Source organism: Rhizobium sp. SVR5-2C (genome assembly GCF_056755115.1).
This window is the reverse complement of the sequence record NZ_JBNDHT010000090.1, coordinates 1-14,389: the sequence shown is the minus strand read 5'-3', so window position 1 is coordinate 14,389 and position 14,389 is coordinate 1. Positions and strand designations below refer to the sequence as shown.

Sequence of the window (14,389 nt, the reverse complement as noted above, 5' to 3'; positions counted from 1 at the left end):
TCACAGCGTGGCTCAGGCAAGCCCGCTGACCGGGCGGCCGACGGTGAGCGCTCGGCGGAGGTTGGGGTCGAGCCGTTCGGCATAGACGTGGTCGGGTGCGGTTCCCAATGCATCCAGCATCTTCGAGAAGAAACAGCGGGCCGCCGCCGCCGCCGTGATATCGAAGATCTCCTCATCGGTGAGGTGGTGTTTCTTCAGTCCGTTGACGTCGTCCTGCGTCACGGAGGTGGCATCGCGCACGACCTTGGCGGCGAAGGCCATGACGGCGCGTTCGGCCGCGTCGATCGGTGCCTTCTCTGTCTCGTTTGCAACCGCCGCCAGCCCATCATTGGTGAACCCTTCGCGCAGCAGCACGGAGCCGTGCGCCAGCATGCAATAAGAGGATTTCAGTTCCTTCGCTGCCGCCAGCGTCACCAACTCATAGCGCCTGGGGGTCATATGTCCGCGGATGCTCGAAAGCAGCGCGCCCCAATGCTCCATCACCTCGGGCCTGTGCCCGAAGGCGCGGTACATGTTGGGAACGTAACCGTAATTCGCTTCGGCGGACGCGTACATCGACGCGGTCTTCTCGTTGACGGATGCATCGGGGGTCTGGATGAATGGCATGGCGTGGTCCTCCTCTTGATGGATAAAGGATAGGCGTGAAACGAACGACGGCAATCTGTTTGGGACGAATTCGGGTGGCCAATCAGCGGTAGCGCGCGCCATATATCCATGCCGCTTCAGACCTGATGTGATACACTCCGACCTGACGGCGACCTGACGATCCGAGACACAGTTATGAATCGTAAGCTGGCGACCATCCTCGTAGCCGATGTCGTGGGTTCGACGGCGGCGATGGAGCGCGACGAAGAGGCGACCGTCGCACGAATTCACGACTGCCTCAGAGTCGTCGAGGATGTCGTCGTGCGCCACGACGGCCGGGTGTTCGGAACGGCGGGCGACGCCATTCTGGCTGAATTTGGCAGCCCCGTGAACGCAATCAGGTCGGCTATCGAGGCACGCTACAGCGTGTCTGCCGTTCCGGGAGCCGCACCCGTCGACATGCGCTTCGGACTGCACATCGCCGATGTGGTGGTTGTCGGGAGCGATCTTCGGGGCGACGGTGTCAATATTGCAGCGAGGATCCAGGCCTCCGCCAATCCCGGCGCGATAGACGTGTCCGGAGCGCTCTATGATCAGGTCCATCGCGTGTCGCCTTGCAAGTTCGTGCACGCAGGTGACAGGACGCTCAAAGGTATCTCGGAGCCCATGCGGATCTATCGAGTCGACGCCGTGATGGATCGCCACGTATTTCAGGTCGCTCCGACCCGGCTGGATCCGAAGCCTGAAATGCCGGTACGCGCAAATTCGATCGCCGTTGCCCGGTTCACGGTGGCGCCGGGGGCGGATCAGGACCAGCTCTATCTGGCGGAAGGCATTACCGATGATCTGACGCTCGAGTTGAGCCGTCTCAAGGGCCTCTTCGTCAGCTCGCGATCCGCTTCCACGGCCCTGACCACGACCGATCCCCTGGAAATCGGCAAGCTTCTTGGCGTCCGCTACGTTGTCGGCGGCTCCATCCGGAAGTCCCTGACGAATATCCGCGTGAACATTTCGCTGACGGAGACGAGCGAAGGCCACGTGATCTGGAGCGAGTCGATTACCCGCCCGTTTCAGGAAATTCTGGATGTGATGGACGATGTGATTGCGCGGGTGGCGGCGACGGTGTCCGGGCGCGTGGAGCAGTCGGAACTCGTGGCGGCGAGGCTCAAGCGGCCGGAAAACATGAGCGCCTACGAGTATTATCTCAGGGGGCTGGATCACCACCGGCTTGTCGGCGTTTCCGACGATCACATTCGCAAGGCGATGAGCTGGTTCGAGAAATCCATGCAGGCAGATCCGGGCTTCGGCCGGTCCTTCGCCATGCATATCTGTTCATGGAGCAATCTGCCGGACTTCGACATGCTCATGGGCGAGAAGCAGGTGGCACATGCGCTGGAACTCGATCCGACCGATCCCGAAGCTCACAGGATCATGGGGTCGATCAAGATGAAAGTGGGCGACTTCACGACATCGCACTACCATCACCACAAGGCCTGCGAGCTTGCGCCCAATGATGCTTACATTATCGGCAGGAGCGCCGCACTCTTCGTCTTCTCGGGTGAACCCGGCAAAGCGCTTGAATTGCTCGACCGGGCGGAGGCTTTGGATCCCTTCCTGCCGGTCTGGATCACCGAGGAGCGGGTTGCGGCCCTCTATGTTCTTGAACGGTACGAGGAAATGTTCTGCGTCGCGCGTGCACTGCGCTTCCAAACCAGGCGGACATTCATTTACCAGATCGCGGCTCAGATGGCCGTCGGCAGAGTTGACGAAGCCCGGAAGCTTGTCGCTCAGGCCATGGCGCTCGATCCTCATCTGTCGATAGAGTACGTGCGAATCCAGGAAACCTATCAGGACGAAGGTGTGATCGACGCGTTGGTCGCAAGGGTTGGCGGCGCCGGTATTCCAATGTTTCCCGCCGCCTTGAGCGAAGCCCAAGTCGGCGTTGCCGAAGTTTTATCGGCGGCATCGAAACGTTGAGCGTCGCGGCTGATCGATGCCCACGGGTGGCTCGGCTTGACCAAATCAGCCACTAACTTCACCGATCGCCTGACGTCACACCCGGTTGTGAGCGATGCGGCGTTCGATGAGAGCCTGCAACGTTTTGGCTTGCTGCTCGCTCGCGACCCTGATCGCTTCGAGATTCTCGATGATATTCGCGAAGCCGATCACAATCGCGCCCGATACCAGGACGGGGAGGGCCATGGCGAGGAAGTAAAGCGAAAAGCCTTGGCTGTTTACCTGCGGGAGCGCCAGCAGCAGTGTGACAACCACAGGGCCGATCAACAGAATCCCACCTACAGCCTTGAGAAACTTGTGCATCCTGTCTGTTCCTTGTTCTCCTACTCTCTGGAGAGCATCTGCCCCTGGAGCTGTCACCGGCGCTCCAGAACACCGGCGCGACTATGGGCAATCTTAATTCGACGAATTTCGTCCATGCCAGCCCCTTAAGCGAAACGAGGCAAGTGGCTTCATAGCCCGCTCCTCCCGCATAAGAGGCAACCTCGATCTAAGTTCCGCGGGCGCGCGCCCTCGGCCAGCCTACGGTCAGAAAAGCCCTGCCGAAGCAGGGCAGTGTCGCAGTCGGAGAGAAAGCGTGTGGGGCATAGCCGCCCCGCACGCTGGCGAGCTTGCTATGGATGGGCTCTAGGCTCAAGCGGTTCCCAGATGCTTATTTGACGGGTCTCCGGCATCAGGAACAGGGCGAGTATGAAACAGACGGCAGGGACCGCGATCGGGTAGATCAGCGCGGAGCCGATGCTGCCGGTCGCCGCGAAGGCCGCCGAAGTGACGAACGGCACCAACCCACCGCCCCAGCCGTTGCCGATGTGATATGGCACGGATACCGACGTGTACCGGATCCTGCCGGGGAAGTATTCCGCCAGGAACGCCCCGACCGGCCCATAGACCATCCCGACATAGCAAACGAGGATGAAGATGATGAAGATCGCGACCGGATAGTTGATGGCGCCGGGCTGCGTGACTGTGCCCAGCCACAAATACAGCGGATAGTACGTGAGCGCGGCAAGCAGCATGCCTCCCAGGATCACAGGTTTGCGGCCGATATGATCGGATAGCCAGCCAAAGAAGATCAAGCTCGGCGTTGCGAGAAGCAGCGCGGCTCCGACGATGTAGGACGAGGTCAGCGCGTCCACCTTGGAGACCTGCTGCAGGAAGTACAACGCCCAGAACTGGCCGCTGTACCAGACCACGCCTTGCCCGATCAGCACGATGGTGGCGATGCCGACGTATTTCATGTTGGAGCTGAGGAACGCCTCCTTCCAGGGATTTCGGGTCATCTGGCCCCGCGCCTTGATGTCCTGGAAGATCGGTGTCTCCTGGAGCTGGAGCCGGATGTAGATTGCGATGGCTACCAGCAGGAAAGACACCAGGAACGGTACGCGCCACGCCCACCGGTCGAAAACTTCATTGCCGAAATAGGTGCGTGTCGCGATGATCACAGCCAGCGATACCACGATCCCGAGGGTGGGAGAGGTCTGAAGCCAGCCGGTATAGTAGCCGCGGCGCTCGTCCGGGACGTGTTCGGCGACGTAGGTAATGGCGCCGCCGTACTCGCCGCCCAGGCACAGGCCCTGAATCATCCGTAGGCCGAAGAGGATGAAGGCAGCGGCCAGACCGATCGACTGATAGGTCGGTATCAGGCCGATCGCGCCGGTGCCCAATCCCATTCCGCTGAGCGTGATGAGGAAGGTGTATTTGCGGCCGACCCGGTCGCCCATCCAGCCGAAGAGGAATGCCCCCAGCGGACGGATCAGGAAACCTGCGGTGAACAGCGCAATCGTGCTCAACAAAGCTGCGACGGGGTGGGATTGCTCAAAGAACTTGACCGACAGAACGGCCGCCAAGCTCCCGAAGATATAGAAGTCGTACCATTCGATGATGTTTCCGACCGACGCGGCAACGATCACGCGGCGGAAATCCCTGGGGACTTGAATAGCCATGGTTTTCTCCTCCCAGCTCAAGTCAATTCCCAAATGCCAACATTTTAACACGAAAATTGCTGGATCAAAACCGGAACGCGATTTCGCGATCTTCTGGCAAGGTGACGCCAGATCAACGACGTGCCGTGATTTCGAACGGTCCGCCGCTACTAGAAACGGGCGCGCAAAAAACCAACCGCGTCAGCGCATCAGCCCCGCTGAGCGCAGGGCTCTTTCGATCACCGCTTGAATGTTGCCCGCCCGATCTGGCTGTGGTTGGCTGGCTGCAAGCTCTGGACTGGCGGGTTTGGCATAATGAGGCCTTTCCCGCCGACGTTCAAACGATGGGGTCAGGCCCCACGAGCGCGCGATATGGAGGGTAGAGGAAATTCCTACGTCCAGCATGTATGGCGCCGCGTTTCCGTAGCCCGACGCGACGTCGAGCGGTGTCCCGTGGTCCATGCCCTCGACGACATAGAGCTCGATCGCGTCCCTGCCGGACTTATCTTGCCAGAAAAGCCTTTGGTACCCGTCGACTGTTTCGACCGATCTTGGAGAGGGTGGAACGCCGTGGACGCCACTCCATTGAGCGATGATGGCATGGGCGTTTGCCTCCACGACGGTCCTGTCGCGCGTACCATGCCAGACCGATATCGCCGGCCAGGGCCCACGATGCGGTGAGGCGCCGGACAGCCGTTTCCGCAACTCGTCCGCATTGGGAATGCCGTGTCCGCGCATGCGGTCGAAGGCCTCGGGTACGGAGGTAGCGGAGGCGTAGGGAAGACCGGCCATGACAGCCCCGCCGGCGAAGACCTCGGGATAGGCACAGAGCGCGGCATTCGCCATCGCACCACCCGCCGAGAGCCCTGTGACGTAGATCCGGCGACGGTCGATGCCGTGTTCGGCAATCATCGTCTCCACCATCTGACGGATCGAAAAGACCTCGCCTTGGCCCCGACGGACGTCTGTCAGGTTGAACCAGTTGAAGCACAGGTTGGGATTGTTGGCGTGCACCTGTTCGGGATAGAGGACCGCAAAGCCGAAGTCCTCGGCGAGCTTCGACCAGCCGGATGCGTGATCATATCCGGCGGCATTCTGAGTACACCCATGCAGGACCACGACCAATGCCGGCGGTTCGCTCAGGCCTTCCGGGACATGGTACCAAGCTTTCAACGCCCCGGGGTTTGCACCGAAGCGCTGGAGTCGAGACAGCTTCGATGGTGGTGCGAGGGTGTGGTTGCTCTTAGCTGTATGAAATCTTGCAAGCCGCTCGAGTGTATCGGAAAGGGAACGCATGTCGCCTCCTGGCCCTGTCGCCGGATGGCGATGACGGATACAACGCGGCAGATCGCCTTTGGTTGCTGCGGTGCACAATAATCTAATTCGACTGTCCTGTCGTTTAGAAATGACGTGTTCGTGCCAATTTCACGGGTCTCGCCAAGCGGACGACCATCCAGTGCCGCTAGCCCTCGAAATACTCGGCCATCGCGCCAATGAGCACGACAGCGGAGGCCGCGCCCGGATCCATGTGGCCGATCGATCGGTCGCCAAGCCGCGATGACCGGCCCTTAGTGGCGACCATCGCCTTGGTGTCCTCTGCGCCTTTCGCTGCGGCTTGCAAGGCAGCGCCAAGGCTTTCAGACCATCCCGCGCCAGCCACTCGCGCCGCCTGGCAGGCTTGAGCAGCCGGCATCCAGGCATCGATCATCGTTTTTTCGCCAAGCTCGGCCTTGCCGCGATCCTGGATCCCCTTCGCCATGGCGATGAAAGCTTCGACGACATCATCATCGGAGAGAACGCCTTTTCCCTTCACTGCAGCGCCGGCCCGCATGAAGGCGGTGGCGTAGAGCGGCCCCGAGGACGCGCCGACAGCGTTGAGAAAGGCCTTTGCTGCGGTATTGAAGACGATCGACGGTTCGCTCGTGCCCGCCTCCAAAGCGGCAACGGCCTTGGAGGCTGCCGAAAAGCCGAGTTCCATTGCGATACCATGATCGGCGTCTCCGATAACGCCATCGAGTTCGCAGAGCCGGTCTTTCTCCTTCGCCATGGCGTCCGCGATGGCCGTAAACATCCGCTGTAGCGTTTCGACGTTGATCTCGGTCATGATTATTTGCCCGCCCGGAATATGGCGCAGTCGCATGGATGGTCGATCAGGCGCTGCAGTTCATCATCAAGATGCATCAACGTGATCGACGCACCCGCCATTTCAAGGGAGGTGCAATAGTTGCCGACGAGCGATGAATGCACCACGATGCCGGCGTCATCCAGCCGCGTCTTGACGCGGCGCATCATAATGTAGAGTTCCATCAGTGGTGTGGAGCCAAGCGAGTTGACGAGTACGGCGACCCGATCGCCCTTCGCGGCCTTCATTTCACCGAGAATCCTGTCCAGCAATTCGTCGGTGACTTCGTTGGCAGTTCGCAATGAACCGCGCATGACGCCGGGCTCTCCATGGATGCCCATGCCGATTTCCATCTCGTCCTCGCCGATCTGGAAGTTTGGCTTGAGGGTCTGCGGCAACGAGCATGGGGAGAGGGCGACGCCCATAGTGTAGGTGCGCGCGTTCGCCCAGCGCGCAACGCGCTCGACCTCATCGAAGGAATACATGAGATCGCAGGCGGCGCCGGCCGCCTTGAAGATGAAGACGTTTCCAGCAACGCCGCGGCGCTTTTCCCGCTGATCGGCGGGGGCGGACGCCACGTCGTCGGTCGTGAGCACAGTGCGAACCTCGATATCGTCCATGGCGAGCATTTCTGCCGCCATGTCGAAATTCATCACGTCGCCGGCATAATTCCCGTACATGAAGAGAACGCCGGCGCCGCCGCTAGCCGCCTTTGCGCAGGCCATGATCGGATCGGGAGGCGGGGAGGCGAAGACATTGCCGACTGCAGCGGCGTCGGCGAGACCCTTCCCGACGAAACCCAGGAAGGTCGGCTCGTGGCCCGAGCCGCCACCGATGACCAGACCGACCTTGCCTTGGCGTGGTCCATGCCGCGCCGCGATTGCCCGCGGCACTCCGTCGACGGCATAGAGATGGTCCGGATGTGCCGCCAGAATGCCTTCCAGCATCTCGTCGACGGCATCGGCGCCCGCGTTGATGAGCTTCTTCGTCTTCACGCCATCCTCCCCATTGTGTGCTGACAGGACTACATGCCCGCCTCCACGAGCAATATCAATCCGTGACCGTGAACGACACACGCGCGGGCAGAGCGTGAACGTCAATTTGACCGGCCATGGACCTTGCTCAAAATGACGTCACAGCCTTCCCGCAGGCGCCCTCTCACGAGATGAGATTATGCCGTTTGGCCTTCGTCTCAAGCTCAGCGCGCGTTGTACTTCGAGTCGAGTTCGTCCATCGCCTTGACGTTACCGGCCGAGCGGCCGTTTTCGTCGAAAGTCTGGGCGAGAAAGGCATCGGCGATCGACTTGGCGAGCTCCGGTCCGATGACGCGGGCGCCCATCGTGATGATCTGCGCGTTGTTGGAGAGTGCAGCACGTTCGGCCGAATAGGTGTCGTGCGTCAGCGCGGCGCGGATGCCCGGAACCTTGTTGGCCGAGATGCAGACACCGATGCCGGTGCCGCAGACGAGGATCGCCTTGTCGTAAGTGCCGTCGATGACGCCCGAGGCGACGCGGTCGGAGAGATTGGCATAGAAGGGATCGGGACCGGTGTTCGTGCGCGAGACTTCGTGCACCTCGTAGCGGTCCTTTAGGTGATCGGCGAGAACCTTGGCCAGGCCTTCACCGGCGCTGTCTCCTGCGATGGCAAGTTTCATGTTTTTCTCCTTAGAGTTTGGCGGCACATTTGCTCAGGATGTCGAGGTAACCTTCGACATTCCAGGCGGAACGGCCGATGAAAAGCCCGTCGATATGCGGGCTCGAAATCAGTTCTTCGCAGTTCTGCGGATTGACCGACCCGCCGTAGAGGCAGGGGATCTTGCGGCCGAGCACCTCTTCGGCAACGGCGATGATTTCGGCCTGGCGCGCGTCGGCATAGTCGGCGGTTGCCGGAATGCCGTTTTCGCCGATTGCCCAGACCGGCTCGTAGGCGAGCAGGATTTCAGCAGACCGCTGGTCGCCAGACAGTTTGGAAAGCGCACCGCGCACCTGTGTTGCGAGGATGTCCGCTGCCTTTCCGCTCTCGCGATCGGAGAGCGTCTCGCCGATGCAGATCAGCGGGATAAGTCCGTGGCGGACGGCGGCTTCCGTCTTGAGGCCTACCGTTTCATCGGTCTCGCCGAAATGTTCGCGACGCTCCGAATGGCCGAGCTCGACGATATCGAGATTGCAATCCTTCAGCATCAGCGGCGAAATCTCGCCCGTCCAGGCGCCCTGGTCTGCCCAGTGCATGTTCTGCGCGCCGACCTTCACGGAGGTCTTGGCGAGCATTGACTTGACTTCCCGCACAGCGGTGAAAGGCGGAATAACGAAGCGCTGGATGCGCGGATCGCGCGCCGCATCGGCGGTCTCGAGGCCACGCGCAAAGTGCTGCGCTTCCGCGAGCGTCTTGTTCATCTTCCAGCTGGTGCCAATCCAGAAGCGCGGCTTTTCGGTCATGTCGGATCCTGCGTTGATGCGATGGTGAGCCTGATGCCCGCCTGTTCGAATTCCTCAAGGACGGCGGCGTCGGGCGCGCTGTCGGTGATGACGGCATCGAAATCCGCCAGATCCGCCATAACGTGGAGGGCGGTGTGACCGATGCGTTCGTGATTGACGAGCAGGCAGGTCTTGGTTGCCGAGGAAATCATCGCCCGCTTGGCGCGCACGACGTTGTCATCCATGTGGTAGGCGAGCCTGCCCGAAACCGCCGGGGTCGAAATAAAGGCGATGTCGGCTCTGAGGCGGAAAAGCGCCTCCTCGGTCACAACGCCGAGAAAGGCGTTGAACTTTGCCGAATAGATGCCGCCGAGCGCTATGAGGGTAATGCCGCTTTCACCCTTGAGTTTCTCCATGATCGCCGCGTTGTTAGTGATCAGCGTCAAGGGCCGCTTCTGCAGCAGCATTTCACCCAGAACGGCGGCCATCGATCCGTCATTGACCATCACCGTCATGCCGGGCTCGACAAGCTCAAGCGCACGCTGCGCCATGCTCAGCTTTGCTTCATGTCCCTGCCGCTCGCGAATGCGGAAATCGCTTTCGAACTGCGTGCCGGCATCGATCGTCGCGCCGCCTCGAACCTTCCGCAGGACACCCGCCTGTTCCAGGTCGTCGAGATCGCGGTGAATGGTCATTTTGGAAACGGTGAAGCGATCCGCAAGATCCTCGAGATCGACGGTCTTGTTCTCGACGAGGAGATTTATGATTGATTGCTGCCGTTCTTCTCGCTTCATCGCATTCTCAACCCGTTTGTCCTAAAATAACAGAAAATACGCACAGGACAACACAAAGAATGTTAAATTGTTTTCAAGTTGTGTTGCGTTTCGGCTCGCGGCGGGCGATCGGCACAACATCTTCGCTAGCTTTCAGGAGCGCCTGAGCCGTACGCTCATCCGTGATCAATCCAAACAGGCGGCGGCTGTTCAAGATCGCGCGAATGGCCGGAACCTTCGCCACGCCGCCGGCCAATGCGACCAGTCTTTCGGTCTTCGTCGTCGGAAACGATGCGGAGAGCGTCCGCATCGTCAGCGCGGTCTCGAGAATATGGCCACTGGCGTCGAAGAAATGTCCGAGGATTTCGCCAACCCCGCCCACGGCAGCAATGTCTTCGATCTCGCGCGGCTCGACCATGCCTGAGAGGACGAGTTGTGCTTCGGCGTCTACAGTGCCAAGGCCGACGAATTTGAGATCGGCGTGGTTGGCCAGGTCCAAGACCTCCTTGACGCCGCGTTGCGCTCGCAGCACCTCCCGGTCTTCTCCAGTGTTGGCGAAGAAAGGCACCGGCATCACGTAAGCCTGCGTCCCGGTCTTCTCGGCGATGCGATGCATCACGTCGTAGGGATTTGCGCCGAAATTTCTCGTCAGCCCGCCCAATAGGGAAACGAAACGCAGACCTTTGGCATTGACGCGCGGCATGTACTGGACGGCCGCAGACAGCGTGCGTCCATGGCCAAGGCCGATCACCTTGTTGTCGCCCCTTTCGATTTCCCGCTTCAGGAATCCCGCGCCGGCGTGTCCGAGCGCGCGCAGGGGGAGGCCCTCCTCACCCAAGTCGGGCGCCACCTCGCAATATTGCAAGCCAAAGCGCGCAGCGAGTTTCGTTTCCAGTTCGACGCATTCAACGATGTCGCCATCGATCGTCACTTTCACGACGCCTTCGGCGACCGCTCTTGCGATCAAGCGGTGCGCTTTCACCGAGGGCAACCCCAAGCGCTTGGCGACCTCCGACTGGGTCAGGCCGCCCGCGTAATGAAGCCAGGCAGCGCGTACCGCAAGCGTGTCATCGGCATCCGTCATCACCCGTTCCTTCTTGGTCTGTCGCGCATCGGTCCTGCTTCTGTTTGCCGGTGACGTTCCTGCGACTTTGCGCCGCCGCCCGATCCTGTCAATGTCGATGATGGGCGAGGCGGAACGCCGATCATGCTGCCGCGCTTATAGTTCTCCTCAGATGTTCAAATCGTTTACCCCGGTGTCGATGTAAGGCGCCCAAAAGGCGACGCTTTCCGCGATCTGGGGTACGACTTGGCGATCGTTGGGCTCTCTCTCCTTGAAGGAAAGCTCAAGACAGATTTCATTGTCTCGCGCGCCACCTTCGGCAAAGGCTCGAAGCAGCGGCTCGGGTTGGATGCGGCCCTTCGCATTGAATTCGGCCGTAAACGGCCGGTGGCCACCCTTGTCCATCAAACTCTGCTTAATGTGAATGATCGGCGATACCTTGGGCACGGCGCGAGCCCAGGCATAGGGGTCGAAGTCATCAGGATTGGCCGAAGTTACATCGCCGTGGTCGATGTCGGCCATCATCCACATCGGCACGGCCATCTTCGCTGCGGTCAGCCGTTCCTGCAGCGACAGGCAGGCGGCAATCGTCTCGCCGAACTCGCGGCCGATGCTCATCGGCTCCCAGAAGATGTAGGAGAGGCCGGCGGCACGGGCATGTTCGGCCACTTCCGCCCAGCAGTCGGTCGCGATCTTGATCAGCTCTTCGCGCCTCGCCGGATCGTCGAAGTCCTTGTAGGTGAAGATCGCGAACTGCGTGCCGACGGAATGGCCGCCGAGATCGGCGGTGATGTCGGCAAAGGTCTTGAACCAGTCGATGTAATAGCGCCGGACATCGGCATCCGGATGCCCGAAATGATTGAGGCGCCCATAGGGGCCCGTCATGCCGGACGTGACGCGGACGCCGGTGCGCTTCAGCGCGGCGTTCATGGTGCGGGTCAGACGACGGATGACGGGTGCCTGCCAGCTTGGATTGATGAATTCATGCGTGAGCTGGAGGTCGCGGATCTTCAGGTCGCGGGCAACCGTCTCGATCAGATCGTCAGGATCGGCGAAGCGGTTTACCAGCGGATTGGTATTAAGCGAAAGGGTCAGCGGCATCAAAGCATCCTTCAGGCGGCGGCAAGACGGGAAGACGCAAACCACTCGGTAAAGGCTGCGCGTTCGGCTTCGGTCAGGTGCAGGTAGTGCTTGGTGCGGCGGTAAATGATGTCCTCCGCCGTCTCTGCCCATTCCGTTGCGGCGAGATAACGGGCTTCGGCCTCGTAAAGCTGTCCGCCGAAATGCCGGCCAAGCCCTTCGAGGTTCGCCGCACCGGCGACAACGTTCTTCGTGCGGGCGCCATAGAGGCGGCCGTAGTGATGGACGAGCCTGCGCGGCATCCAGGGATAGGTTTCGCGTAAGGTGTTGGCGAAGGTCTCGTAGTCGGCATTGGGGATTTCACCGCCGGGCAGGGGCGCTTTCTCCGTCCAGTCGCCACCCATGTTCGGGAAGATGTGCTTCAGGCGCTGCATGCCGCGTTCGCCAAGTTCGCGGAACGTGGTGATCTTGCCGCCGAAGACGTTGAGCAAGGGGGCGCCCCCCGTCTCGTCGAGATCGAAGACATAGTCGCGGGTGACGGCGGACGGATTGCCCTTGCCGTCGTCGAAGAGTGGGCGAACGCCGGAGAAGCTGTGCAGCACGTCCTGCCGGCGCAGCTTTTCCTTGAAGTAGCGATTGACGGCCTTGAGCAAGTATTCGATTTCCGCTTCGTCGGCGGCAACGTCCTCGGCCCGGCCTTCATAGGCGATGTCGGTGGTCCCGATCAGCGCCTTGTCGCCCTCGTAGGGGTTGATGAAGATGACTCGCCTGTCGTGGTTCTGGACGAGATAGGCGTTCGAGCCCGCCCAGAACTTCGGGACGATGATGTGGCTGCCCTTGACGAGGCGCACGTTGCGAGCGGAGTTCGAGCCTGCGACGCGGTTGATGATGTCCGTCACCCATGGGCCGCCACAATTGACAAGACACTTCGCGCGGAAGGTCCGCGTCGCTCCGGTCGCATTGTTCTTCGTCGTAATGGTCCAGCTGCCATTTTCGCGCCGGGCGGAGACGGCCGGCGAGCGGGTGAGCACGATTGCGCCTTTCTCCGCGGCGCCGACCGCATTCAAGACGACCAGGCGCGCATCATCGACCCAGCAGTCGGAATATTCGAAGCCGCGCGTGTATTGATCAAGGATCGGCGTGCCTTCCGGATCGCGCAGCAGGTTGAGCGTGCGCGTCCCTGGCAGTTTCTTGCGGCCGCCGAGGTGATCGTAGAGGAAGAGGCCGAGCCGGACGAGCCATGCCGGGCGATCCTGAGGGCTGTGGGGCAGGACGAAGCGCATCGGCCAAATGATGTGCGGCGCTGCATTGAGCAGCACCTCGCGTTCGATCAGGGCTTCGCGCACGAGGCGAAACTCATAATATTCGAGATAGCGCAGGCCGCCATGCACGAGCTTGCCCGAGCGCGACGATGTTCCCTGCGCGAGATCATCCTTTTCGCACAGCGCGACCTTCAGCCCGCGGCCTGCAGCATCGCGCGCAATCCCCGCGCCGTTGATGCCGCCGCCGATGACGAAGAGATCCAGGATTTCGGGTTCGGTCATGTCATGCTCCTCTGGATGCCTGCTGCATCAGAACTGAATTACTCGCTGTCCGGCGGAGTCGTTGCGGCGGCGGCGAGCTTGTCCCAGGCGGGCGCCATTGCCTTGCGGACATCGGTATAGGCGGAAAACAGCCGATCGAACCTCGCCGCCTCGGCGGCGTCCGGAACTTCCGGTTCGCCGAGAAGCGGCGTCACCCAGTCGGCAATGCAATCGTCGATGCTTGAGTAGACACCGACGGCCACTGCGGCCATCATCGCCACACCGGCCGCACCGGTCTCCTCGCGCCGTGACTGGCGGATCGGGGCGTTCACCGCAGCCGAAAGCGAGCGGCGCAGGCCGACCGAACGTGTCGCGCCGCCGGTGATGCGCAGTTCGCCCGGCATCGCACCCATCGCCGCGTAGCAGTCACGGGTGGCAAGTCCCAGCCCCTCGACCACGCTGCGTACCAGGTCCGGGAACCCATGGCGGGTCGAGAGCCCGGTGAAGCCGGCACGCGCATTGGCGTTGACGAAAGGCCCGCGCTCGCCAGCTTCCGAGATGTAGGGATGATAGAGAACCGAACCCGGCTTGCTCTCCGCAAACCAGCCGTCGATGCGCGCGATAAGGTCGGCGTGCGACACGGACTTGCCGGCATCGGCCATGAGATAGGCGGCGATATCGAGGATCCAGTCAATGTTGATCGTCGAGCCCATGTTCGTCTGCACCTGGGTGACGATGCCGGGGATGGGCAGGGCGATCACATAGCCTGTGCCTTCGCGATTGAGATGAACATCAGCAACCGGCTTGGCGCGCATATGAACACCGGTCGAGCCGATCGTCGAACAGGCGGCGTTGCGGCCGCCGCTGCGCACGCCTGCACCGAGCGCGGTC

At 61.3% G+C, this 14,389-nt stretch carries 14 protein-coding genes; 1 reads left to right on the top strand and 13 read right to left on the bottom strand.

Annotated elements, in window-relative coordinates; genetic code table 11:
- Positions 1 to 12 precede the first annotated feature (12 nt).
- Entirely contained in the window at positions 13 to 606 is a 594-nt protein-coding gene (locus ACPYOI_RS23065; protein ID WP_481417356.1) for a carboxymuconolactone decarboxylase family protein, read from the bottom strand.
- Between the two features lie 174 nt (positions 607 to 780).
- On the opposite strand from ACPYOI_RS23065, the gene ACPYOI_RS23060 reads away from it, so the two are divergent.
- Positions 781 to 2,562 carry an adenylate/guanylate cyclase domain-containing protein gene (locus ACPYOI_RS23060; protein WP_481423406.1) on the top strand — a complete coding sequence of 594 codons (1,782 nt, stop codon included), beginning with the start codon at positions 781 to 783 and terminating at the stop codon, positions 2,560 to 2,562.
- Positions 2,563 to 2,637: 75 nt separating this feature from the next.
- Here the strand turns inward: ACPYOI_RS23060 and ACPYOI_RS23055 are convergent, their stop codons facing one another.
- The 12 genes from ACPYOI_RS23055 to ACPYOI_RS23000 form a co-directional block, all read right to left on the bottom strand.
- Positions 2,638 to 2,904, bottom strand: coding sequence for a hypothetical protein (locus ACPYOI_RS23055; protein WP_168829346.1), 267 nt, complete (start codon positions 2,902 to 2,904; stop codon positions 2,638 to 2,640).
- A 311-nt stretch (positions 2,905 to 3,215) separates the two neighbouring features.
- The gene (locus ACPYOI_RS23050; protein WP_481417370.1) at positions 3,216 to 4,544 is read right to left on the bottom strand and encodes an MFS transporter; all 1,329 of its coding nucleotides are present in this window, start codon (positions 4,542 to 4,544) and stop codon (positions 3,216 to 3,218) included.
- Between the two features lie 180 nt (positions 4,545 to 4,724).
- The gene (locus ACPYOI_RS23045) at positions 4,725 to 5,819 is read right to left on the bottom strand and encodes an extracellular catalytic domain type 1 short-chain-length polyhydroxyalkanoate depolymerase (protein ID WP_481417358.1); all 1,095 of its coding nucleotides are present in this window, start codon (positions 5,817 to 5,819) and stop codon (positions 4,725 to 4,727) included.
- A gap of 166 nt (positions 5,820 to 5,985) precedes the next feature.
- Positions 5,986 to 6,627, bottom strand: a complete 642-nt coding sequence (dhaL, locus tag ACPYOI_RS23040) for a dihydroxyacetone kinase subunit DhaL (protein ID WP_481417359.1) — start codon at positions 6,625 to 6,627, stop codon at positions 5,986 to 5,988.
- A gap of 2 nt (positions 6,628 to 6,629) precedes the next feature.
- The gene (locus ACPYOI_RS23035; RefSeq protein WP_481417360.1) at positions 6,630 to 7,640 is read right to left on the bottom strand and encodes a dihydroxyacetone kinase subunit DhaK; all 1,011 of its coding nucleotides are present in this window, start codon (positions 7,638 to 7,640) and stop codon (positions 6,630 to 6,632) included.
- Positions 7,641 to 7,843: 203 nt separating this feature from the next.
- Entirely contained in the window at positions 7,844 to 8,299 is a 456-nt protein-coding gene (gene derI / locus ACPYOI_RS23030; protein ID WP_481417361.1) for a D-erythrulose-4-phosphate isomerase, read from the bottom strand.
- A gap of 10 nt (positions 8,300 to 8,309) precedes the next feature.
- Positions 8,310 to 9,080 (bottom strand): triose-phosphate isomerase, encoded by a 771-nt coding sequence (locus tag ACPYOI_RS23025; protein WP_481417362.1) that lies wholly within the window; start codon positions 9,078 to 9,080, stop codon positions 8,310 to 8,312.
- Complete coding sequence (locus tag ACPYOI_RS23020) at positions 9,077 to 9,853, bottom strand: DeoR/GlpR family DNA-binding transcription regulator (RefSeq protein ID WP_481417363.1); 777 nt, start codon at positions 9,851 to 9,853, stop codon at positions 9,077 to 9,079. The genes ACPYOI_RS23025 and ACPYOI_RS23020 overlap by 4 nt, the downstream gene beginning before the upstream one ends.
- Before the next feature lie 73 nt (positions 9,854 to 9,926).
- Positions 9,927 to 10,916: a sugar-binding transcriptional regulator gene (locus ACPYOI_RS23015; protein ID WP_481417364.1), complete on the bottom strand. Its 990-nt coding sequence runs from the start codon at positions 10,914 to 10,916 to the stop codon at positions 9,927 to 9,929.
- Positions 10,917 to 11,063: 147 nt separating this feature from the next.
- Positions 11,064 to 11,996 (bottom strand): sugar phosphate isomerase/epimerase family protein, encoded by a 933-nt coding sequence (locus ACPYOI_RS23010; RefSeq protein WP_481417365.1) that lies wholly within the window; start codon positions 11,994 to 11,996, stop codon positions 11,064 to 11,066.
- 11 nt (positions 11,997 to 12,007) lie between these two features.
- On the bottom strand, positions 12,008 to 13,519 hold the full coding sequence (locus ACPYOI_RS23005) for a glycerol-3-phosphate dehydrogenase (RefSeq protein WP_481417366.1): 1,512 nt from the start codon (positions 13,517 to 13,519) through the stop codon (positions 12,008 to 12,010).
- Positions 13,520 to 13,557: 38 nt separating this feature from the next.
- On the bottom strand, positions 13,558 to 14,389 hold an 832-nt coding region (locus tag ACPYOI_RS23000; RefSeq protein WP_481423405.1), incomplete at its 5' end, for an FGGY-family carbohydrate kinase.